We start from the raw sequence: 23,314 nt of genomic DNA on the forward strand, positions 1-23,314 counted from the left end.
TTTTGTCTTTTTCTGTGTTGTCTTCTTGTTTTCTGCCTGCCCCCCCCCCACCCCCCGACCCCCATCCCCCCCCGGGCGCCCCCCCCCCCCCCCCGGGGGCCCCGCCCCCGCCGCAGCCGTTCAGCTACAACCGCCTAGAGGCGAGCCTCAGCTCTGGCCGCCGGCGAGCTTCTCACGCAGCGCGGCAAGCGCCTCGTCCGAAGCCAGCGCGCCGGAGTTGTCGTCCGACTCCGAGGAGTACGAACCGCCGCCGCCACCGCTGGACGCGGCCGGAGCGGCGCCGGCCGGAGCCGCCGCACCCTCGGCCTCGGCCTGGGCGTCGGCCTCGCGGGACTTGATGACCTGAGCCTGGTGCTGCTCGAAGCGCTGCTGCGCCTCGGCGTACTGGGTCTCCCAGGCCTCGCGCTGGGTCTCGTAGCCCTCGAGCCAGTCGTTGGTCTCGGGGTCGAAGCCCTCGGGGTAGATGTAGTTGCCCTGGTCGTCGTAGGACGCGGCCATGCCGTACAGGGTCGGGTCGAACTCGACGGCCGACGGGTCGGCGCCGAAGGACTCGTTGGCCTGCTTCAGCGACAGCGAGATCCGGCGACGCTCAAGGTCGATGTCGATGACCTTGACGAAGATCTCGTCGTTGACCTGGACGACCTGCTCCGGGATCTCCACGTGGCGCTCGGCCAGCTCGGAGATGTGGACCAGGCCCTCGATGCCCTCGTCGACGCGCACGAACGCACCGAACGGAACGAGCTTGGTGACCTTACCGGGAACGACCTGCCCGATCTGGTGCGTACGGGCGAACTGCTGCCACGGGTCTTCCTGCGTCGCCTTGAGCGACAGGGAGACACGCTCGCGGTCCATGTCCACGTCGAGGACCTCGACGGTGACTTCCTGGCCGACCTCGACAACCTCGGAGGGGTGGTCGATGTGCTTCCAGGAAAGCTCGGAGACGTGGACGAGACCGTCGACGCCACCGAGGTCCACGAACGCACCGAAGTTGACGATCGAGGAAACGACGCCGGAGCGGACCTGGCCCTTCTGCAGGGTCGTGAGGAAGGTCTGGCGGACCTCGCTCTGGGTCTGCTCAAGCCAGGCACGGCGGGACAGGACCACGTTGTTGCGGTTCTTGTCCAGCTCGATGATCTTGGCCTCAAGCTCCTTGCCCACGTAGGGCTGGAGGTCGCGGACGCGGCGCATCTCGACGAGGGAGGCCGGCAGGAAGCCACGGAGGCCGATGTCGAGGATGAGACCACCCTTGACGACCTCGATGACGGTACCGGTGACGATGCCGTCTTCTTCCTTGATCTTCTCGATCGTGCCCCAGGCACGCTCGTACTGAGCGCGCTTCTTGGACAGGATCAGACGGCCTTCCTTGTCCTCCTTCTGGAGAACCAGGGCCTCGATCTCGTCGCCGACCTTGACGACCTCGTTCGGGTCGACGTCGTGCTTGATCGAGAGCTCGCGGCTCGGGATGACGCCTTCGGTCTTGTAACCGATGTCGAGCAGGACCTCGTCCCGGTCGACCTTCACGATGACGCCGTCGACGATGTCGCCGTCGTTGAAATACTTGATCGTCTCGTCGATCGCGGCGAGGAAGGCTTCCTCGTTACCGATGTCGTTGACCGCTACCTGCGGGGTGGTGGCGGTGGTCTCGGTGCTGCTCGTCATGTGGGTTAGGGCTCCGGTACGGACATTGAAGTCGTAGGTACTGCAACGCCGGGAGCCGATTTCGCTCTGCAGAAGCCGGACAGCCTAGGAGGCGCGGCTTCCGGCAAGGGAAGGCGCCTCGACAACCGAGGGGACATACAACAGACGCGAGCGCAGCCTGCTATGTCTGAGGAGCGCAGGCTCGCAGCGCAACTTGTAGCATACGGGGGCAGCCGGACAGGGTCAATGCGCGAAGGCGCACACCCGGGGCGGAACGCCGCATACCCGGCACAAAACCTGTCGCCTGAGGCCACACGGGCCGCACCGCGCCCCTCCGCGGCCCTCCGCGGCGAGGTTCGACCGGGGTACGCAGAAGACACGGAAGATTATGACGATGGAGCCGATCATCCAAGAATCCGAGCCGTCCGAGCCCGAGGCCACCAGGCGTCACGCGAACGTCACGGAGAGCAGCCGCGCCAACCGCGGCTGGTGGGACCGGAATGCCGACGACTACCAGATCGAGCACGGCACGTTCCTCGGGGACGACCGCTTCGTGTGGGGCCCCGAGGGGCTCGACGAGGTGGAGGCGGAGCTACTCGGTCCGCCGGAGGACCTCAAGGACAAGGACGTCCTGGAGATCGGCGCCGGTGCCGCCCAGTGCTCGCGCTGGCTGCTCTCGCAGGGCGCGCGCCCCGTCGCCCTCGACCTCTCGCACCGCCAGCTCCAGCACGCGCTGCGGATCGGCGGGGACGTACCGCTGGTCCAGGCCGACGCGGGAGTGCTGCCCTTCAAGGACGGCTCCTTCGACCTCGTCTGCTCCGCCTACGGCGTGATGCCGTTCGTCGCCGACCCCGTGCAGGTCCTCAAGGAGGTGCGCCGCGTGCTGCGGCCCGGCGGGCGGTTCGTCTTCTCCGCGACCCACCCCATCCGCTGGGCGTTCCCGGACGAGCCGGGTCCGGAGGGCCTCTCCGTAGCGGCCTCCTACTTCGACCGCACTCCTTATGTGGAGCAGGACGACGAGGGCAACGCCGTCTACGTGGAGCACCACAGGACGATCGGCGACCGGGTGCGGGACATCGTGGCCGGCGGGTTCCGGCTCGTCGACATCGTGGAGCCGGAGTGGCCCGCCTGGAACACGCAGGAGTGGGGCGGCTGGTCCCCGCTGCGCGGAAACCTGATCCCGGGGACGGCCATCTACGTATGCGTACGAGACTGAACATGTGATCCGTAACCACGCAGCCCTGGACCTCCCCGTACGTGACGCGCTGCCCGGTCTCTCCGCCGCTCTGGAGGGGCCGGGCAGCGCCGTGCTCTGCGCGCCGCCCGGCACGGGCAAGACGACGCTGGTGCCGCTGGCGCTCGCGGGCCTGGTCGACGTGCCGGGCGCCCATGACGGCGTACGCCGTGTCGTCGTCGCCGAGCCGCGCCGCATCGCCGCCCGGGCCGCCGCGCGGCGCATGGCGTGGCTGCTCGGCGAGAAGGTGGGCGACAGCGTCGGCTACACGGTGCGCGGTGAGCGCGTGGTGGGCCCGCGCACGCGCGTGGAGGTCGTGACGACGGGGGTGCTGCTGCAGCGGCTGCAGCGGGACCAGGAGCTGGCCGGCGTGGACGTCGTGGTCCTCGACGAGTGCCACGAGCGGCATCTGGACGCGGACACGGTGGCGGCGTTCCTGGTGGACGTGCGGGCGGCGCTGCGGCCCGAGCTGCGGCTGGTCGCGGCGTCGGCGACGACCGACGCGGAGGGCTGGGCGCGGATCCTCGGGGGTGCGCCCGTGGTCGAGGCGCGGGGCGTCGCGCACCCGGTGGAGGTCGTGTGGGCGCCGCCCCCGCGCGCGGTGCGGCCGCCGCACGGGATGCGGGTCGATCCGGCGCTGCTGACCCATGTGGCGTCGGTGGTGCGCAGAGCGCTGGCCGAGCGGGACGGGGACGTCCTGTGCTTCCTGCCCGGGGTCGGTGAGATCGCGCGGGTGGCGGGGCAGCTGGCGGGGCTCGGCGGGGTGGAGGTGCTGCAGGTGCACGGGCGGGCTCCGGCCGCGGTGCAGGACGCGGTGCTCGCCGGGTCGGACGGGCGGCGGGTGGTGCTCGCCACCTCCGTGGCGGAGTCCTCGCTGACGGTGCCGGGGGTGCGGGTCGTCGTGGACTCGGGGCTCGCGCGGGAGCCGAGGGTCGATCACGCGCGCGGGCTGAGCGCGCTGGCGACCGTGCGGGCCTCGCAGGCGGCCGGACGGCAGCGGGCGGGCCGGGCCGGGCGGGAGGCGCCGGGGGCGGTGTACCGGTGCTGGGCGGAGGCGGAGGACGGGCGGCTGCCACGCTTTCCCGCCCCCGAGATCAAGGTGGCCGACCTCGCGGCGTTCGCGTTGCAGGCGGCCTGCTGGGGCGATCCTGACGCGTCCGGGCTCGCTCTCCTCGATCCCCCGCCGGGCGGCGCGATGGCGGCGGCGCGGGACGTCCTGGTGGCGGTGGGCGCGGTGGACCCGGAGACGGGCCGTGCGACGGAGCGCGGCACGCGGATGTCGCGGGTGGGCCTGCATCCGCGCCTCGCCCGTGCCCTGCTGGACGCGGCGCCGCGCGTCGGCGCCCGCCGGGCGGCGGAGGCGGTGGCGCTGTTGAGCGAGGAGCCGCCCCGTGAGTACGGCGACGACCTCGCGGGTGCCTGGCGTGCGGCGCGGCGCGGCCAGGACGCCTATGGGGCGCGGTGGCGGACCGAGGCCGGGCGCCTCGCCTCGGCGGCGCCGGGTGGGCCCGCCGAGGGTGGCGGCGAGGGGAGCGACGAGTACGTCGCCGGTCTGGTGGCCGCACTCGCGTTCCCTGAGCGGGTGGCGCGGAGCGTGGGCGGCGGGGTGTATCTCATGGCGGGCGGGACGCGGGCGGAGGCGCGGCAGGGGTCCGCGCTGTCCGGTGCGCGGTGGCTCGCCGTGGCCGTGGCCGACCGGCCGGTGGGCGCGGGGCACGCGCGCGTGCTGCTCGCCGGGCACATCGACGAGGACGTCGCCCGGAGCGCCGCCGCACCGCTGTACTCCGAGGGCGACGAGGTGGCGTGGGGCGACGGCGAGCTCGTGGCGCGGCACGTGGAGCGTCTCGGCGCCGTGGAGTTGGCGGTGCGGCCCTTGAAGAAGCCCGATCCGCGTCTGGTGCGGGAGGCGCTGCTGACCGGGTTGCGGCAGGAGGGGACCGCGCTGTTGCAGTGGTCGCGGGGTGCGCGGGAGCTGCGGGAGCGGCTCGCGTTCCTGCACCGCCGGCTCGGGGCGCCCTGGCCCGACGTATCGGAGGACGCTCTCCACGCGCGCGCGGACGAATGGCTGGAGCCCGAGCTCTCCCGGGCCCGGCGCCGGGCCGACCTGGCGGGGATCGACGCCGGGCAGGCGCTGGGGCGGCTCCTGCCGTGGGCGACGGGCGAGGCGGGCCGCCTGGACGAGCTTGCTCCGGAGCGGCTTGAGGTGCCGAGCGGGTCCAGGATCCGGGTCGACTACTCCGATCCCGAACAGCCGGTGCTCGCCGTCAAGTTGCAGGAGATGTTCGGGCTCGCCGAGACGCCGAGGATCGCGGACGGCCGCGTACCGGTGCTCGTGCACCTGCTGTCCCCCGCGGGCCGTCCTGCCGCCGTCACGGCCGACCTCGCCTCGTTCTGGCGGTCGGGCTACCGCGCGGTCCGCGCGGACCTGCGCGGCCGCTACCCGAAGCACCCGTGGCCGGAGGACCCGGCGGCGGCCGAGCCGACCCGCTACACCAAGGCCCGCCAGGCCGGACGGGGCAGCTCCTAGGCGTTGACCGGCTCCGGTTCCGGGTCGTTCTCCGTCGTCGGCGTGGGGTCGCCGGGCCTGCGGCCGCGGGCCTCCAGCCAGAGGGAGAGGGCCAGCAGGAGGATGCCGAGGGTGAGGAAGCCCCAGGGGAGGTACGAGGTCAGCAGGAGGACGAGGACGCGCTGGGACTTGACCAGGTCGACGGTGTCCTTGATGTAGTCCTCGCGCATCTTCACGTGTCCGGAGAAGACGGTGACCTTGTCGCGGTCGCCCAGGAGTGTGCCGCCGCGCAGTTCGTTGTTCTGGATCTCCTCTCCGTAGACGGGTGCTCCGGTGGTCGGCTCGACCCAGAACTTGCGGACGGTGGTGTACCAGCGGGTGGTGCCGGTCTTGGCGAGGGACTCCGGAGTGATGCCTTTGACGGGCATCGTCTTGGGGAAGGGCACCTTGGTCCAGGGGATGGTCTGCTCGAAGTAGTAGACCTTCACGCCGCGGAAGTCCTGGGTGCCCTTGTAGTGGATGGGCCGGGTGACGCGGGCCTGCGCGTCGAAGTACTCGTAGTCCCGCTTCTCGGTCAGGAAGGGCCACTTGAACTCGATGCCCTCGCGTTTGACCGGGTCCCCGTCGACCGCCTCGCCCGTGGCGTGCACGGGTTCCTGGCTGTGGGCGTCGAAGATGTAGCGCTCGGGGATCTTGGAGACCATCTTGCCCTTGTCGTCCTGGACGTAGGAGAGGGCGTCCCAGACGACGACATCGCGGTCGGCGCTCCTCTCGATCTTCTCGGAGGCCTCCACGTTGCCCTTGAGGGTCTGCACGATGGTGACCTTGTCGATCTTCTTGGCCTTCATGGAGCCGTAGTCGATGAGGGTCGGGTCGTCCGCCTCCAGGACCATGTCCTGGTACTGGCTCGGCGGGATCTTCGCGAGCCGCGGGAAGGCGTACCAGCGCATGAGCGGGGACATGGCCGTGAAGAACACGGCGAAGGCGAGCAGGACGAGGCTGGCCTTGCGGCGCATCGCTGCGGCCCTCCCTACGTCTGTGGGTGCTTGGGGACCGTACGTCTATGGGTGTTCCGGGACGGTGGTGAGGAGCGGCTCGGGGGACGTCCCGCCGGACGGGGCGCCGATCGCCGTGATCGTCAGGATCAGGGCGAGCGCGACGGCGAGGCCGGTGGCGGCGGCGATGAGGGCGCGCATACGGGGCCTCCCGGTTCGGCTTGCGGCCGGAACTGATAGGGCGTCAGGGCGGGCACCGTAGCAACGGACGAGCAAGATGAGAACACGTTGCACAAACACCGACCGCCCCTCCGCCGTGGGTGGCGGAGGGGCGGTCGGGGTGTCCGGTTCTCTGGCTCCTAGGCCCGGGGAGACGCGCTCGGGGTGGTGCTCGGGGTGGCGCTCGCCGAGTCCGACGGCGTGGGTGTCGTGTCGGGCGCTGCGTTCACCTTCAGCTCGACGGTGAGGATGCCGCCGCCGGCCGTGGCGATGCGCAGCAGATACGTGCCCGCCGCGTCGTCCGCGTAGATCCTCGGCAGCTTCAGCAGGCCGTTCGCGTCGGTCTTCAGGCCCTTCAGCATGCGGATCGGCTTGCCGTCCGCGCCCTTGAAGTAGGGGCCCTTGTCGCTGGCCGTCGCGTCCGACGCCGACGTGACCATCATGGCGGAGGCCGCGACACCGGCGGCGGCCCTGCCCTTGTACGTCGCCTTGACCTCGACCCGGTCGGCGAACTCCTTGCCCGCCTCGCAGACCAGCGGCTTGTCGCTGGTCCTGGCGAGCGCGTCGGCCTGGCGCGCGGTGACCTCCGCGGTGAAGTCGACGCCCGGCACCGTGCGGCCCACGACCGTGGCCCGCACGGTGAACCTGCCGGTCCGCTCGCCCGCTTCGAGCACCGGGGCGATGGCCTTGCCGGTGGAGCCCGTGGTGACGGTGACGGTCCTCGCGCCGCCGTCGAAGCGGGTGTCCGTGGTGCCGACGACCGTGAACTTGACCTTGACCCCGGCCACGAACGCACCCGACTTGGACAGTGCGCGCACCTCGACCCGCTCGGCGAAGGCGTCGCCCGCGGTCGCGGTGAGCGTGCCGGTCCCGGCGTTCGCCAGGTCCTTGACACGGTCGGCCGGCGAGCCGGGCTCGGGGCGCTCGGAACCGCCACCGCCGTTCGGCGGACTGGGCTTGTTGCTGCCGCCGCTGCTGCCATTGCTGCCGTCGTTGTTCCCGGGCTTGTCCTTCCCCGGGTTCGGCTTCGGCTTCTGCTTGGCCGGGGGCTTCGGCGACGGGGTGCTCGGCGACGTCGGGCTCGGGCTGGGGCCCGGGAAGCGGCTGTCGCTGCGCTCGTCGGGCAGCACGCCCTTGCCGTCGGGAACCTCGTGGGTGCCCTTGCGGTAGAACTCCAGCCACGACAGGACCGTGTTCAGGTACTCCGTCGAGCGGTTGTAGCTCAGGATCGCCTTGTGCAGGTCGGCCTCGACGGACAGATCACGGCCGTTCGCGCACAGGTAGTGGGCCGCGGCGAGCGCCGCGTCGTAGATGTTGTTGGGGTCCTTCTTGCCGTCGTTGTTGCCGTCCCGGCCCGAGGTGGCCCACGTCGAAGGGATGAACTGCATCGGTCCGACCGCGCGGTCGTGCGTCACGTCACCGTCGTAGGCGCCCTTGTCGGTGTCGGTGATCTTCGCGAAGCCGTTGCCGTTCAGGACCGGGCCGAGGATCGGCTTGAGCGTCGTGCCGCTCGCGTCGACACGGCCGCCGCCGGCGTGGCCCGACTCGACCTTGCCGATCGCGGCGAGCAGCTGCCAGGGCAGGTTGCAGCCGGGCTTGTCGGTGTTGAGGGCGGTCTCGGCCTTCTTGTACGCGTCCAGGACCGTGGCAGGGACGCCCGCCTCGGCCTTCTTGTCACCGCCGTTCGGCGGGACGGGGCTCTGCAGGGGAGGCAGGTCGGTGTAGTACGGGGAGTCACCGGTCGCGGAGTCACCGGACGGCGGTGGGGTGTCGGAAGCGCCCGCCGCCTGCCCGTCACGCGGTACGTCCGTCACGCCCGGGGCCTGCGACGCGGCGAGGGCCGCCACCGCCGCCGCGGCCACCGCGGCGGTCACCGTTCCCCTGCGCAGCCGCCTGCCGAATACCGGCGCCATGACCGAGCCACCCCTCCCCTTTTGACGACTGTTGCGCGCCGCCCCCACCCTCGTGCACGCTTTCCAGCACGTACACGCCTACCTTCGCACGCACGTACACCCAGTGGGGCGGCTCAGGCGACACTACGACAACTTCGCGCGCCCAGGCACCCGTTCGTGCCCGGTTTTTACCAGTTGGCCAAGACGCCGCGACAGCTCTGTTACGCGGCGGGGTCCTGGTCCTCGCCCTCCGCGGGCGCCGAGCCGTCCGGAACCTCGCTGATCTCGCTCTCCGGAGTCAGCTCCTGGCCGATCGCCCGGCCCTTGTGGAGGCCCCGGTGCACGGCCTGCGCGATGCGCTCGATGGTCCGCACGCCGTACGCCATCGACGGGTTGTCGTGCGAGAGGACGACGATGCGGTAGGTGCGGCCGCCGCCGGTGAAGATGCCGACGCTGTGCACGCGCCAGCCGTGCGTGGCCCGCGGCAGCCAGCCGTTCTTGAGGTGGGCACGGACGCCGCGGGGCATCCCCGCGGGCACCCCCCAGCGCTGGTCGCGCCGCACCTCGGCCATCTGCCGCAGCCCGTACGCCCGCGCACCCGGGCCGAGAACGCCCCGCACCCCCGTCAGCACGTCGAGCAGCCGCGACTGGTCGGCCGCGGTGGTGCCGGTCAGGCCCCAACGGCCGTACGTGCCGAGGGTGGTGGCGGTGGTGCCGACGCGGCGCAGGAAGCGGGAGAGGTAGCGGTACCCGAGGTCGTTCCACAGGCGCTGCGCCGCGTGGTTGTCCGAAATGGTGATCATGGGACGGATCCGGTGGTGCTCCCAGCCGGTGAGGCCGCGGCGCCACTCCTGCGCGCGGCGCAGCGCCGCCTCCATCACCAGGACCTTGGCGACGCTCGCCGCGTCGTAGCGGCGCCGGCTCGCGAGCTCGCAGACGAGGCCGGTACGGGAGTCGTGCACGGACACGGAAACGGTGCCGGCCCTGGACCACAAAGCCGCCCTGATGTCCTTCGACATCCGGGCGGCGAGAGTGAGGTCACGGCCTGCCGTGCAGAGGTCCGCACCCTGCAGGTCGCCGGCTGCGGCGGCGGTCGCCGGTATGGGCACCAGGAGGGCCGTGGTGAGCGCCGCGGCGACAGCCGTCCGGCACTTTCGCAGGTGAGAGACCATGCGCTCATCCTGACCCCACGGTCGGTCGGGGGTCGCTTTGCCGGGGGCCACGCGGGTGAGGGGCGCTGCGCGGGGCTTTGGCGGGCACCACTGCGCGGGGCATGCCGCTGCGCGGGGCTTGAGCGGACTCCCTGCGCGGGGCATGCCGCTGCGCGGAGCTTGAGCGGACTCCCTGCGCGGGGCATGCCGCTGCGCGGCGGGGGTTGGGCGGTTGCGTCGCGTCTGCGGGTGGTCCGTGGTCGCTCGCGCAGTTCCCCGCGCCCCTGAAAACAGCCCCCCCGGCACCTTCCCAGGGCGGGGCATGGACGGTTTCCTTTCACCTGCAGGTGGCGGCGTGGTTGCTCGCGCAGTTCCCCGCGCCCCTAAAAACAGCCCCCCGGCGCCCCCTCAGAGACGCAAGGAACTGCGCGCCCAGCCACCACCCACCCGCAGCCACAAACAGCCAAGCCCACGCACCCCCTCAGGGGCGCGGGGAACGGCGCGAGCAACCACCGTCCACCCGCAGCCACAAACAGGCAGACCCACCCTCCCCTTCAGGGGCGCGAGGAACGGCGCGACCAGCCATCAGCCACCCGCAGGCACAAACCGACAGACCCACCCACCCCCTCAGGGGCGCGAGGAACTGCGCGCCCAGCCATCAGCCACCCGCAGGCACAAACCGACAGACCCACCCACCCCCTCAGGGGCGCGAGGAACTGCGCGCCCAGCCATCAGCCACCCGCAGGCACAAACCGACAGGCCCTCCCACCCCCTCAGGGGCGCGGGGAACTGCGCGAGCAGGCGCCGACCGTCCGCAGGCGCGCATCCGGCAGGTCCCGGGGCTGGGCTCTCAGGGGCGCGGGGAACGGCGCGGGCACAAGGGGGCTCCCGGTGCTCGCCGGGGCGGGAAAGCACCGTTCCGCCGCCCGCCAGGGCTAGTGCGCCGCCGACTCCCAGTCCCGCCCCACACCCACCGACACATCCAGCGGCGCCCGCAGGGACACCGCCCCCGCCATTTCCCTGCGGACCAGCTCCTCCACCCGGTCCCGCTCGCCCGGAGCGATCTCCAGGACGATTTCGTCGTGGACCTGCAGCAGCATGCGGGAGTCGAGCTTCGCCGCGGTCAGCGCGCCGTGCACGTTCAGCATGGCGATCTTGACGATGTCCGCGGCCGTGCCCTGGATCGGCGCGTTCAGAGCCATGCGCTCGGCCATCTCGCGGCGCTGGCGGTTGTCGCTGTTGAGGTCGGGGAGGTAGCGGCGGCGGCCGAGCATCGTTTCCGTGTAGCCCGTGGCGCGGGCCTCGTCGACGGCGCGGCGGAGGTAGTCGCGGACCCCGCCGAACCGTTCGAAGTACGTGTCCATCAGCGCGCGCGCCTCGCCCGCGTCGATGTTCAGCTGCTGGGAGAGGCCGAACGCGGACAAGCCGTACGCCAAGCCGTACGACATCGCCTTGATCTTGCGGCGCATCTCCGCGTCGACGGCGGAACCGTCGACGTTGAACACCTGGGAGGCGACCGTCGTGTGCAGGTCCTCGCCGGACGTGAACGCCTCCAGGAGGCCCTCGTCTTCGGAGAGGTGCGCCATCACGCGCAGTTCGATCTGGCTGTAGTCCGCGGTCATGAGGGACTCGAAGCCCTCGCCGACGACGAAGCCGCGGCGGATGGCCCGGCCCTCGTCCGTACGGACCGGGATGTTCTGCAGGTTCGGCTCCGTGGAGGAGAGCCGGCCCGTCGCCGCCACCGTCTGGTTGAACGTGGTGTGGATGCGGCCGTCCGCCGCGATCGCCTTGATCAGGCCCTCGACGGTGACGCGCAGCTTCGCCTGCTCGCGGTGGCGGAGCATGATGACCGGCAGCTCGTTCTCCGTCTGGGCGGCGAGCCAGGCCAACGCGTCCGCGTCCGTGGTGTACCCGGTCTTCGTCTTCTTCGTCTTGGGGAGGTTCAGCTCGCCGAAGAGGACTTCCTGGAGCTGCTTGGGCGAGCCCAGGTTGAACTCGTGGCCCGCCGCCGCGTGCGCCTCCTTCACGGCCTGCTGCACCGCGCCCGCGAACTGCTGCTCCATCGACTCCAGGTGCGGGCGGTCCGCCGCGATGCCGTGCCGCTCCAGGCGTGCCAGGAGCGCGGACGTCGGCAGCTCGATGTCGGTGAGCAGGTCGCTCGCGCCGACCTCCGTCAGCTTCTCGCCGAAGGCCGTGCCCAGGTCGAGGATGGTGCGGGCCTGCGACATCAGGGAGTCGGCCTCGGCCCGGTCGTCCTCCTCCGTACCGAAGGCGAGCTGTCCGTCGGCGGCGGAGGCGGGCGCGAGCTCACGCCCCAGGTACTCCAGGGACAGCGCGTCCAGCGCGAAGGAGCGCCGGCCCGGCTTCACGAGATACGCGGCGAGGGCCGTGTCCATCGTGACGCCGTCCACCGTCCAGCCGTGCTCCGGGAAGACCCGCATCGCGCCCTTGGCGTTGTGCAGGACCTTCGGCTTGGTGGGGTCGGAGATCCAGGCCGCGAAGGCGTTCTCGTCGGCCTCGTCCAGGGTCGACGGGTCGAACCAGGCGGCCGCCCCGCCCGCCGCGGCCAGCGCGACCTCGGTGACCGTGCCCGCACCGAGCTGCCAGGTGTCGACGGTGGCCACACCGAGGATCGCGTTGCCGTGCTCGGCCAGCCAAGGGGCCAGCTCGCCCGCGCCAAGCACCACGCCGTCCAGCTCCACGCCGGGCTCGGCCGGGGTCTGCTCGGCCTCCTCCGCACCCGGGTCGACGGCGAGCAGCCGCTCCCGCAGCGAGGGGTTGCGGATCTCCAGGGTGTCCAGGACCATCGCGAGCGCCGTACGGTCATACGCCGCGCGCTCCAAGTCGGTGACCGTCTTGGGGAGTTCGACGTCGCGCACCATCTCCGTCAGGCGACGGTTGAGCTTGACCGACTCCAGGTGGTCGCGGAAATTCTGCCCCGCCTTGCCCTTGACCTCCTCGGCCCGCTCGACGAGGTCGGCGAACGAACCGAACTGGTTGATCCACTTCGCGGCCGTCTTCTCACCGACACCGGGGATGCCCGGAAGGTTGTCCGACGGGTCGCCGCGCAGCGCCGCGAAGTCCGGATACTGGCTGGGCGTCAGTCCGTACTTCTCGAAGACCTTCTCCGGAGTGAAGCGCGTCAGCTCCGAGACGCCCTTCGTCGGATACAGCACCGTCACATGGTCGGTGATCAGCTGGAAGGAGTCACGGTCACCCGTGACGATCAGCACGTCAAAACCGGCCGCCTCCGCCTGCGTCGCCAGCGTGGCGATGACGTCGTCCGCCTCGAAGCCGTCCACCGCGAAACGCACCGCGTGCATCGCGTCGAGCATCTCGCCGATCAGCTCGACCTGACCCTTGAACTCGTCCGGGGTCTTGGAGCGATTCGCCTTGTACTCCGGGAACTCCTCGGAGCGCCACGTCTTGCGCGACACGTCGAACGCCACCGCGAAGTGCGTGGGCGCCTCGTCGCGCAGCGTGTTCGCCAGCATCGACGCGAAGCCGTAGATCGCGTTCGTCGGCTGGCCCGTCGCCGTCGTGAAATTCTCCGCGGGCAGCGCGAAGAACGCCCGGTATGCCAAGGAGTGCCCGTCCATGAGCATCAGGCGCGGGCGCTGCTCACCACCGGCCGGCGCACCCTTCGTCGCCGCGGTCTCGGACTTCTTCTTCGATGCTGTTTCTGCCACGTCCCCGATCCTGCCACGCCCCACTGACAGTCCGGCCCCACGCGGCCCCGCCCCCCTGCGTTGTCACCGTCGCGTGGGAGGATCGGAGACGTAGCTCACGTACGTGCTCGAAGGGGAGCCGACCATGGCAAGCAAGCCGCCCAAGGGCGATCCGGTCCAGGACGCGCCGCAGGTCGCCGAGGTCCAGCACGCGGCCGCGGGACTGCCCGCCATCGGTCACACCCTGCGCACGGCACAGCAGCAGATGGGCGTGCGCCGCACCGCCCTCACCCTGCTCCGCGTCAATCAGAAGGACGGCTTCGACTGCCCCGGCTGCGCCTGGCCCGAGCCGGACCACCGCCACAAGGCGGAATTCTGCGAGAACGGCGCGAAGGCCGTCGCCGAGGAAGCCACCCTGCGCCGCGTCACCCCCGACTTCTTCGCCGCGCACCCCGTCGCCGACCTCGCCACCCGCAGTGGGTACTGGCTGGGACAGCAGGGCCGCCTCACCCACCCCATGTATCTCGCGGAGGGCGCCGAGCGGTACGAGCCGGTCTCCTGGGAGCAGGCCTTCGACATCATCGCCGAGGAGATCGCGGCGCTCGACTCCCCCGACGAGTCCGTCTTCTACACCTCGGGCCGCACCAGCAACGAGGCGGCGTTCCTGTACCAGCTGTTCGCCCGCGAGCTCGGCACGAACAACCTCCCCGACTGTTCGAACATGTGCCACGAGTCGTCCGGCTCCGCGCTCACCGAGACGATCGGCGTCGGCAAGGGCAGCGTCCTCCTGGAGGACCTCTACAAATCGGACCTGATCATCGTCGCCGGGCAGAACCCGGGCACGAACCACCCGCGCATGCTCTCCGCCCTGGAGAAGGCGAAGAACAACGGCGCGAAGATCATCACGGTCAACCCGCTGCCCGAGGCCGGCCTGGAGCGCTTCAAGAACCCGCAGACCGCCCAGGGCATGCTCAAGGGCACCGCCCTCACCGACCTCTTCCTGCAGATCCGCCTCGGCGGCGACCAAGCCCTCTTCCGCCTCCTCAACAAGCTCATCCTGGAGACCGAGGGCGCCGTCGACGAGGAGTTCGTCCGCGAACACACCCACGGCTACGAAGAGTTCGTCAAGGCCGCACGGGCCGCCGACTGGGACGACACCCTCAAGGCCACCGGCCTGGAGCGCGACCGCATCGAGGAAGCCCTCGCCATGGTCCTCGCCTCCAGGCGCACCGTCGTGTGCTGGGCGATGGGCCTCACCCAGCACAAGCACGCCGTCCCCACCATCCGCGAAGTCGTCAACTTCCTCCTGCTCCGCGGCAACATCGGCCGCCCCGGCGCCGGCGTCTGCCCCGTCCGCGGCCACTCGAACGTGCAGGGCGACCGCACCATGGGCATCTTCGAGCGCCCCGCGCCCGCCTTCCTCGACGCCCTGGAGAAGGAATTCGGCTTCGCACCGCCCCGCCATCACGGCCTGGACGTCGTCCGCGCCATCAAAGCCCTGCGCGACGGCGAGGCGAAGGTCTTCTTCGCGATGGGAGGCAACTTCGTCGCCGCCTCCCCCGACACAGACGTCACCGAAGCCGCCATGCGCCGCGCCCGCCTCACCGTCCACGTCTCGACGAAGCTCAACCGCTCCCACGCCGTCACCGGCGCCCGCGCCCTGATCCTGCCCACCCTCGGCCGCACCGAGCGCGACCTCCAGGCCGGCGGCGAGCAGGTCGTCACCGTCGAGGACTCCATGGGCATGGTCCACGCCTCCCGCGGCCGCCTGGAGCCCGCGAGCAAGCACCTGCTCTCCGAGCCCGCCATCGTCTGCCGCCTGGCCCGCCGCGTCCTCGGCAGCGCCTCACGCACGCCCTGGGAGGAGTTCGAGAAGGACTACGCCACCGTGCGCGACCGCATCGCGCGCGTGGTCCCCGGCTTCGAGGACTTCAACGCGAAGATCGCCCGCCCCGGCGGCTTCACCCTGCCCCACGCCCCGCGCGACGAGCGCCGCTTCCCCACCACCACCGGCAAGGCCAACTTCACCGCGGCCCCCGTCGAACACCCCGCCGTCCCGAAGGGACGGCTGCTGCTGCAGACCCTGCGCTCCCACGACCAGTACAACACCACGATCTACGGCCTCGACGACCGCTACCGCGGCATCAAGAACGGCCGCCGCGTGGTCCTCGTCCACCCGGACGACGCCACGGACCTCGGCCTCGCCGACGGGACGTACGCCGACCTCGTCAGCGAGTGGCAGGACGGCGTCGAGCGCCGCGCCCCCGGCTTCCGTGTCGTGCACTACCCGACGGCCCGCGGCTGCGCCGCCGCCTACTACCCGGAGACCAACGTCCTGGTGCCCCTGGACGCCACCGCCGACACCAGCAACACCCCTGCCAGCAAGTCCGTCGTCGTACGCCTGGAACAATCGTCGCTCGACTGAGCGTTCGCTCAGCGACAGGTGACGCGTGTGACGACGAACGAACGGAGCCGGGCCCCATGGGTGAGCAGCGCAGCGTGAAGTTCCCGCAGGAGGTCATCGACGAGTACGCCTCGCTCGGGGTCGACCTGCCCTCCCTGTTCTCGGCGGGCCACCTCGGCACCCGCATGGGCGTGCAGGTCCTGGAGGCCTCGGCGGAGCGCGTCGTCGGCACCATGCCGGTCGAGGGCAACACCCAGCCGTACGGCCTGCTGCACGGCGGCGCCTCCGCGGTCCTCGCGGAGACCCTCGGCTCGGTCGGCGCGATGCTGCACGGCGGCGTGCACAAGGTCGCCGTCGGCGTCGACCTGAACTGCACGCACCACCGCGGCGCCCGCTCCGGCCTCGTCACCGGCGTGGCGACGCCCGTGCACCGGGGCCGCTCCACGGCGACGTACGAGATCGTGATCAGCGACGAGCAGGGCAAGCGGGTGTGCAGCGCGCGCCTGACGTGCATGCTGCGGGACGCCGGCCCCGCGACCGCGACCGACTCCGCGGGCGCGACGGGCTGACACCACGGGCCGGGCACACCCGCCATCTCGGAGCGCACACTGTCGGAGCGTGCTGCTCCGGTCTAGCGTCGGTGCATGAGGCACCGGATACCGCTCTGTGCGCTCGCCCTCGCCGCCCTCCTCGCCGCCGGATGCGGAAGCTCCGGCGGCGACGGACCCGACCGCCCCGAGGGCTCCACCGCGTCCGCCGGCTCCCGCCCCTCCTCCGGCACCACGTCCCCCGCCGAGCTGTGCACCGCGATCATCACCAAGTGGGCCCAGCAGATCTACGACTCGGGTGACACGACCTACGGCGACTACCAGTCGATGGGCCTGTCGAACGGGCAGTACATGATCCTGCGCGACATCCTGGACGCCGCACGAGCCGAGCGCAGGCGCGAATCGGCAACCGCGGGACGGGAATTGATCGCGCGTCAGGCCCGCGAGCGGTGCGCGGAGCGCCACCGTGACGGCGGGCCGAGCGGCGGGCCGTGGACGTGAACGCCATCGGGCCCGTCGAGCCGGGCGAGGACACCTACGACCACGCGTCCGCCCCGCCGCGCCCGGCCAGGCCGGACCCGCGCGGGCTCCGCCACCGCCGCACCGCGGTCGCCGCCGCCGCGGCCGCGATCGTGGGCGCCGCCGGACTGAGCCTCTACCTCACCCGGCCGGAACCACCGCCCGCCCCGCCCCCGCCCCGGCCGTCGCAGAGCGTGTCGGTGACGTACGCGGGCGAGATGTCGCGGCCCGCGGCCGGGGACCGGAACTTCACTTTCGCCGTGACCTTCACCCAGAGGTCCGGACCGCCGGTGAGCGTCCGCGGGGTCGGCCAGCCGTCCGCAGCCCTTTCGGTCAGCACCTCCCCACCCACCCCTTTCGAGGTCAAATCGGGATCACCCCGGAAGTTGATCATCAGGATGCACATTCGCGAATGTGGAGAAGTGCCACGGAATGCCGGACTCCCTTTCCTGGAAGTAACGCTGCGTAATACGCGCGCAAACGAGAAGCAGAGTTACATCCTGGGTCCGGAATACGCGAATGATCTTTCCGACGCCCTCGCGGCCGCATGCCCACGAACACCGCTGTCATGAGTGAAACAGCTTTACAGTCCTGCCGGTTGCGCTGGGGATTCTCAGCATGCGGATACGTCGAGATCCACCGAACAAGGCCATATTCAGCCCCAACCGCCCCCCTCGTTCCAGCCCGGAATACTCCGTGGCATAACAAGAGAGTCACAGCCTTGGTCCGACCACTCCACCAAGAACAAAGCCACCCTTAGAGTCACGGCCAGTCACCGCGCCCACCGGATTCCTGTCAGTTCGGTTCCGCGCTCGACTCGGCATCCCAACAAGGGACAGCCGTGCCAGGGGAAAGGACTGATCGTGCGTCAACGTTCGCTCATAGCCATCACCGCAGCTCTCACCGCGGGGGCTCTCACCCTCACCGCCTGTGGCTCGCGCGACGACAAGGACGACGGGGAAGAGGGCGGCGGCGGCACCACCGTCGTCATCGGCGTCGACGCGCCACTGACCGGCGAGCTCTCCGCGCTGGGCCTCGGCATCCGCAACTCCGTCGACCTCGCCACCAAGCAGGCCAACGAGAAGAACTACGTCGACGGCGTCACGTTCAAGATCGAGGCGCTCGACGACCAGGGCCAGCCCTCGTCCGGCCAGACCAACGCCACCAAGCTCGTCGCCGACAAGGACGTCCTCGGCGCCGTCGGCCCCCTGAACTCCTCCGTCGCCGAATCGATGCAGAAGGTCTTCGACGACGCCAAGCTCGTCCAGGTCTCCCCCGCCAACACCAACCCCGCCCTCACCCAGGGCCCGGACTGGAACGGCGGCAAGAAGGAACGCCCGTACAAGTCGTACTTCCGTACGGCCACCACCGACGCGATCCAGGGACCCTTCGCAGCCCAGTACCTGTACAACAAGGCCAAGAAGAAGAAGGTCTTCGTCGTCGACGACAAGAAGACCTACGGCGCCGGACTCGCCGCCACCTTCAAGGACGAGTTCACCAAACTCGGCGGCAAGGTCGTCGGCACCGAACACATCAATCCGGACACCAAAGACTTCGGCGCCGTCGCCACCAAGATCCGAAACTCCGACGCCGACCTCGTCTACTACGGCGGCGAATACCCGCAGGCCGGACCCCTCAGCAAGCAGATGAAACAGGCCGGATCCAAAGCCCCCCTCGTCGGCGGCGACGGCATCTACAGCGCCGACTTCATCAAACTCTCCGGCAAGCAGGGCATCGGCGACTACGCCACCTCCGTCGGCCAGCCCGTCGAAGAACTCCCCTCCGCCAAGGAGTTCATCGCCAACTACAAGAAAGCCGGCTTCAAGGAAGCCTACGAAGCCTACGGCGGCTACTCCTACGACAGCGCCTGGGCCATCATCGAAGCCGTCAAGAAGGTCGTCGACGACAACGACGGCAAACTCCCCGGCGACGCCCGCGCCAAGGTCATCGACGCCATGAAGGGCGTCTCCTTCGACGGCGTCACCGGCAAGGTGTCCTTCGACGAATACGGCGACGCCACCAACAAGCAGCTCACCGTCTACCAGGTCAAGACCACCGACCCGAAGACCGGCTGGAAGCCCGTCGAATCCGGCACATACACCGGGAGCAACTGACCCTCCCGGCCCGTAGCCCACACGACAACCCGCGCGGGGCGCCGCAGACAAGCGCCCCGCGCGGCGTCGCATCCGTCGCTCGAAAGACTCGGAGGACCTGCGGTGCACGAACTGCCGCAACAGCTGGTCAACGGCCTGCTACTGGGATCCATGTACGGCCTCATCGCCATCGGCTACACAATGGTCTACGGCATCGTCCAGCTCATCAACTTCGCCCACGGCGAGATCTTCATGACCGGCGGATTCGGCGCCCTCACCGTCTGGATCTGGCTCCCCGCCGACACCAGCATGTGGGCCGCCGTCCCCCTCATGCTCATAGGCGCCATCTTCGTCTCCACCACCATCGCCGTCGGCGCCGAACGCTTCGCCTACCGACCCCTCCGCGAAGCCCCCCGCCTCGCCCCCCTCATCACCGCCATCGGCCTCTCCCTCGCCCTCCAGCAAGCCGTCTGGGCCTGGTACCCCGAAGCCAAATCCGCCCGCTCCTTCCCCGAACTCCCCGGCGGCTCCATCCACATCGGCTCCGTCACCATGCAACCCGGCGACGTCTTCCTGCTCATCGCCGCACCCCTCTGCATGGTCGCCCTCGGCTACTTCGTCATGAAGACCCGCATCGGCCGCGGCATGCAAGCCACCGCACAAGACCCCGACACCGCCAAACTCATGGGGATCAACACCGACCGCGTCATCGTCGTCGCCTTCGCCATCGGCGCCGCCTTCGCCGGCATCGCCGCCGTCGCCCGCGGACTCAAATACGGCCAGATCGACTTCCGCATGGGATTCATCCTCGGCCTCAAAGCCTTCACCGCGGCCGTCCTCGGCGGCATCGGCAACATCTACGGCGCCATGATCGGCGGCGTCGTCCTCGGACTCGCCGAATCCATGGCCACCGCCTACATCAACGACGTCCCCGGCATGGACAAGCTCGGCGGCCAGTCCTGGGCCGACGTCTGGGCGTTCGTACTCCTCATCGTCGTCCTCCTCGTCAGGCCCCAAGGCCTCCTCGGCGAGCGCGTCGCGGACAGGGCGTGACAACCATGACCACACACACCACAGCAGCCGACAGCCCCCGTCCGCACAAGGACGAGCCGGCCACCGGACTCCTCCCCATCCCCGTCGGCCCCGCCCGCGCCCTCGCCACCGGCGGTGGCATCCTCACCATCGTCTCCGCCTTCCTCGCCTGGACCTGGACCGCCCGCTTCCCCGGCGACCTCACCGTCTACGGCTACCCCGGCGGCCTCCAATGGCTCGTCCTCATCGCAGGCGCCCTCACCACCGCCTACGGACTCGCCTCCTACGGCGTGAAGGGCCTCCGCGCCCTCGCCCCCGCCGGAGCCGACGCCGCACTCAAATACGCCGCACTCGCCGCCTTCGCCACCACCTGGTACACGATCTTCGCCATCAGCAAGACACTCGGCGGGCTCGCCAACCTCGAACCCGGCGGCTGGATCGCGGGCATCGCCACCCTCACCGCCCTCACCGGCGCCCTCGCCCTGCCCTTCCAACGACCGCACACCTACCCGGTCGACGAAGAAGACAGCACCTGGGAACAGTACAAACACCGCGCACGCAACGCCCGCACCATCATCAAGGGCGCCTTCACCGCCGACACCACCCCGGCACCGCCCCGCAAACTCAACTCGTACCTAGAGATCCTCATCATCATCGCGGCCCTCGCCACCGGCCTCCTCGTCTTCACCTACGGCATCGGCACCGAATACGACGAACTCTTCATCGGCTTCCTCATCACCGTCGGCTTCGGCTTCGCCGCACTCGCCAAGGCAGGCCTCGTCGCACAGGTCTCCATCTACACCGCACGCCACCGCAACATCACCCTCATCGGCGCGTTCCTCGCCGCCGCCGCATTCCCCTTCACCCAGAGCGACGACCAGTACGCCACCATCGGCGTCTACATCCTCATCTTCGCCACCGTCGCCCTCGGCCTGAACATCGTCGTCGGCCTCGCGGGCCTCCTCGACCTCGGATACGTCGCCTTCCTCGGCGTCGGCGCCTACGCCGCGTCCATGGTCTCCGGATCCCCCGCCTCACCCTTCGACGTCCACCTCCCCTTCTGGGCCGCCATCCTCGTCGGCGCCGGCGCAAGCCTCGTCTTCGGCGTCCTCATCGGCGCCCCCACCCTCCGCCTGCGCGGCGACTACCTCGCCATCGTCACCCTCGGCTTCGGCGAGATCTTCCGCATCGCCGCCAACAACTCCGACGGCTCCTCCGGACCCGACATCACCAACGGCTCCAACGGCATCTCCTCCGTCCCGAACCTGAAGATCTTCGGCTTCGACTTCGGACTCGAACACAGCATCGCGGGCTTCACCATCGGCCGCTTCGCGAACTACTTCTTCCTGATGCTGCTGATCACCCTCGTGGTGGTCCTCGTCTTCCGCCGCAGCGGAGACTCCCGCATCGGCCGCGCCTGGGTCGCCATCCGCGAGGACGAGACCGCCGCACTCGCCATGGGCATCAACGGCTTCCGCGTCAAACTCATCGCCTTCGCCCTCGGCGCCTCCCTCGCCGGACTCGCCGGCACCGTACAGGCCCACGTGACCTACACCGTCACCCCCGAGCAGTACCAGTTCGCCAACTCCGTACCGCCCAACTCCGCCTTCCTCCTGGCGGCCGTCGTCCTCGGCGGCATGGGCACCATCAGCGGCCCCCTCGTCGGCGCCGCACTGCTCTACCTCATCCCGAACAAGCTCCAGTTCCTCGGCGACTACCAGCTGTTCGCCTTCGGACTCGCCCTCGCACTCCTCATGCGCTTCCGCCCCGAAGGCCTCATCCCCAACCGCCGCCGCCAACTCGAATTCCACGAATCCGAGCTCCCGCCCGGCGAGACGCCGCCACCCGCAGTCCTCAGCAAGACGGGGGTCTGACCCATGACCACGGACACCACCCAAAAGGACCCCACACCGGCCACCCCGACCGGCGAAACCGTCCTCGACGCCCGCGGCGTCACCATGCGCTTCGGCGGCCTCACCGCCGTACGCTCCGTCGACCTCACCGTCAACACCGGCGAAATCGTCGGCCTCATCGGACCCAACGGAGCCGGCAAAACCACCTTCTTCAACTGCCTCACCGGCCTCTACATCCCGACAGAGGGCGAAGTCCGCTACAAAGGCACCGTCCTGCCCGCCAAATCCTTCAAGGTCACCGCGGCAGGAATCGCCCGCACCTTCCAGAACATCCGCCTCTTCGCCAACATGACGGTCCTGGAAAACGTGCTCGTCGGCCGCCATACGCGGACGAAGGAAGGCCTCTGGTCGGCACTGTTGCGCGGCCCCGGATTCCACCGCGCGGAAGCCGCATCCAAGGCCCGCGCCATGGAACTCCTCGAATTCGTCGGCCTCGCCGAAAAAGCCGAACACCTCTCGCGCAACCTCCCCTACGGAGAACAGCGCAAGCTCGAAATCGCCCGCGCACTGGCAAGCGAACCAGGACTCCTCCTGCTCGACGAACCCACCGCCGGCATGAACCCCCAAGAAACCCGCGCCACCGAAGAACTCGTCCTCGCCATCCGCGACATGGGCATCGCCGTCCTCGTCATCGAGCACGACATGCGCTTCATCTTCAACCTCTGCGACCGCGTCGCCGTCCTCGTCCAGGGCGAAAAACTCGTCGAAGGATCCAGCGAGACGGTCCAGCAGGACGACCGCGTCATCGCCGCCTACCTCGGCGAGCCCTTCGAGGAGAACAACAAATGACCGCACTCCTTGAGGTCGAGGACCTCCGCGTCGCCTACGGCAAGATCGAAGCCGTCAAAGGCATCAGCTTCAAGGTCGAGGCAGGCGAAGTCGTCACCCTCATCGGCACGAACGGCGCGGGCAAGACCACGACGCTCCGCACCCTGTCCGGCCTCCTCAAGCCGGTGGGCGGCTCGATCAAATTCAACGGAAAACCGATTCGCAAATACCGTGCGGACCAGATCGTGGCCCAAGGCCTCGCCCACTCCCCCGAAGGCCGCCACATCTTCCCCCGCATGACCATCGAGAACAACCTCCGCCTCGGCGCCTACCTCCGCTCCGACAAAGCAGGCATCGAAAAGGACATCCAGCGCGCCTACGAACTCTTCCCCATCCTCGGAGAACGGAAGAAACAGGCAGCAGGCACGCTGTCGGGCGGCGAACAGCAAATGCTCGCCATGGGCCGCGCCCTCATGTCCCAGCCCAAGCTCCTCATGCTCGACGAACCCTCCATGGGCCTCTCGCCGATCATGATGCAGAAGATCATGGCCACCATCTCCGAGCTCAAGGCCAACGGCACGACGATCCTCCTCGTCGAACAGAACGCCCAGGCGGCGCTCTCGCTGGCCGACCACGGCCACGTCATGGAGGTCGGCAGAATCGTGCTCTCCGGCACGGGAAGCGACCTCCTGCACGACGAGTCGGTGCGGAAGGCGTATCTGGGCGAGGACTGA

General features: G+C 70.0%; 17 protein-coding genes. 10 read left to right on the top strand and 7 right to left on the bottom strand.

What is annotated here, in order from left to right; all coding sequences use genetic code 11:
* Positions 1-147: 147 nt before the first annotated feature.
* Positions 148-1,659: a 30S ribosomal protein S1 gene (rpsA, locus tag AB0H82_RS34025; protein ID WP_358588030.1), complete on the bottom strand. Its 1,512-nt coding sequence runs from the start codon at positions 1,657-1,659 to the stop codon at positions 148-150.
* A gap of 373 nt (positions 1,660-2,032) precedes the next feature.
* Between rpsA and AB0H82_RS34030 the strand changes: the two genes are divergently transcribed.
* Together AB0H82_RS34030 and hrpB are read left to right on the top strand one after the other, a co-directional pair.
* Positions 2,033-2,854 carry a class I SAM-dependent methyltransferase gene (locus tag AB0H82_RS34030; protein WP_362999384.1) on the top strand — a complete coding sequence of 274 codons (822 nt, stop codon included), beginning with the start codon at positions 2,033-2,035 and terminating at the stop codon, positions 2,852-2,854.
* A 4-nt stretch (positions 2,855-2,858) separates the two neighbouring features.
* Positions 2,859-5,399 carry an ATP-dependent helicase HrpB gene (gene hrpB, locus AB0H82_RS34035; RefSeq protein ID WP_362999385.1) on the top strand — a complete coding sequence of 847 codons (2,541 nt, stop codon included), beginning with the start codon at positions 2,859-2,861 and terminating at the stop codon, positions 5,397-5,399.
* Here hrpB and AB0H82_RS34040 read toward each other — a convergent pair.
* The 5 genes from AB0H82_RS34040 to polA all read right to left on the bottom strand — a co-directional run bounded on the left by AB0H82_RS34040 (position 5,396) and on the right by polA (position 13,324).
* Entirely contained in the window at positions 5,396-6,394 is a 999-nt protein-coding gene (locus AB0H82_RS34040; protein ID WP_362999386.1) for a DUF3068 domain-containing protein, read from the bottom strand. The two genes, hrpB and AB0H82_RS34040, sit on opposite strands and share 4 nt — an antisense overlap.
* 45 nt (positions 6,395-6,439) lie before the next feature.
* A complete protein-coding gene (locus tag AB0H82_RS34045; protein WP_362999387.1) occupies positions 6,440-6,574 on the bottom strand; it encodes an SPW_0924 family protein in 135 nt (44 codons plus the stop codon).
* 158 nt (positions 6,575-6,732) lie between these two features.
* Entirely contained in the window at positions 6,733-8,505 is a 1,773-nt protein-coding gene (locus AB0H82_RS34050) for a lytic transglycosylase domain-containing protein (protein WP_362999388.1), read from the bottom strand.
* Between the two features lie 200 nt (positions 8,506-8,705).
* On the bottom strand, positions 8,706-9,656 hold the full coding sequence (locus tag AB0H82_RS34055; protein ID WP_362999389.1) for a serine hydrolase: 951 nt from the start codon (positions 9,654-9,656) through the stop codon (positions 8,706-8,708).
* 914 nt (positions 9,657-10,570) lie between these two features.
* A complete protein-coding gene (gene polA / locus AB0H82_RS34060) occupies positions 10,571-13,324 on the bottom strand; it encodes a DNA polymerase I (RefSeq protein ID WP_362999390.1) in 2,754 nt (917 codons plus the stop codon).
* Between the two features lie 124 nt (positions 13,325-13,448).
* Between polA and AB0H82_RS34065 the strand changes: the two genes are divergently transcribed.
* The 3 genes from AB0H82_RS34065 (at position 13,449) to AB0H82_RS34075 (ending at position 16,756) form a co-directional block, all read left to right on the top strand.
* On the top strand, positions 13,449-15,728 hold the full coding sequence (locus tag AB0H82_RS34065) for an FdhF/YdeP family oxidoreductase (protein ID WP_362999391.1): 2,280 nt from the start codon (positions 13,449-13,451) through the stop codon (positions 15,726-15,728).
* 56 nt (positions 15,729-15,784) lie between these two features.
* Entirely contained in the window at positions 15,785-16,276 is a 492-nt protein-coding gene (locus tag AB0H82_RS34070; protein ID WP_362999392.1) for a hotdog fold thioesterase, read from the top strand.
* 75 nt (positions 16,277-16,351) lie between these two features.
* Positions 16,352-16,756 carry a hypothetical protein gene (locus AB0H82_RS34075; RefSeq protein ID WP_362999393.1) on the top strand — a complete coding sequence of 135 codons (405 nt, stop codon included), beginning with the start codon at positions 16,352-16,354 and terminating at the stop codon, positions 16,754-16,756.
* A 154-nt stretch (positions 16,757-16,910) separates the two neighbouring features.
* Here AB0H82_RS34075 and AB0H82_RS34080 read toward each other — a convergent pair whose 3' ends face one another.
* Positions 16,911-17,114, bottom strand: coding sequence for a hypothetical protein (locus tag AB0H82_RS34080; RefSeq protein ID WP_362999394.1), 204 nt, complete (start codon positions 17,112-17,114; stop codon positions 16,911-16,913).
* 523 nt (positions 17,115-17,637) lie between these two features.
* On the opposite strand from AB0H82_RS34080, the gene AB0H82_RS34085 reads away from it, so the two are divergent.
* From AB0H82_RS34085 to AB0H82_RS34105, 5 genes are all read left to right on the top strand, one after another.
* Complete coding sequence (locus tag AB0H82_RS34085) at positions 17,638-18,888, top strand: branched-chain amino acid ABC transporter substrate-binding protein (protein WP_362999395.1); 1,251 nt, start codon at positions 17,638-17,640, stop codon at positions 18,886-18,888.
* Positions 18,889-18,990: 102 nt separating this feature from the next.
* Complete coding sequence (locus AB0H82_RS34090) at positions 18,991-19,920, top strand: branched-chain amino acid ABC transporter permease (RefSeq protein WP_362999396.1); 930 nt, start codon at positions 18,991-18,993, stop codon at positions 19,918-19,920.
* A gap of 5 nt (positions 19,921-19,925) precedes the next feature.
* Complete coding sequence (locus tag AB0H82_RS34095) at positions 19,926-21,773, top strand: branched-chain amino acid ABC transporter permease (protein ID WP_362999397.1); 1,848 nt, start codon at positions 19,926-19,928, stop codon at positions 21,771-21,773.
* Positions 21,774-21,776: 3 nt separating this feature from the next.
* Positions 21,777-22,601 (top strand): ABC transporter ATP-binding protein, encoded by an 825-nt coding sequence (locus AB0H82_RS34100; protein WP_362999398.1) that lies wholly within the window; start codon positions 21,777-21,779, stop codon positions 22,599-22,601.
* A complete protein-coding gene (locus AB0H82_RS34105) occupies positions 22,598-23,314 on the top strand; it encodes an ABC transporter ATP-binding protein (RefSeq protein WP_362999399.1) in 717 nt (238 codons plus the stop codon). The genes AB0H82_RS34100 and AB0H82_RS34105 overlap by 4 nt, the downstream gene beginning before the upstream one ends.

Origin of the sequence: Streptomyces sp. NPDC050732, assembly GCF_040654255.1 — a bacterium.
Taxonomy (GTDB): Bacteria; Actinomycetota; Actinomycetes; order Streptomycetales; family Streptomycetaceae; genus Streptomyces.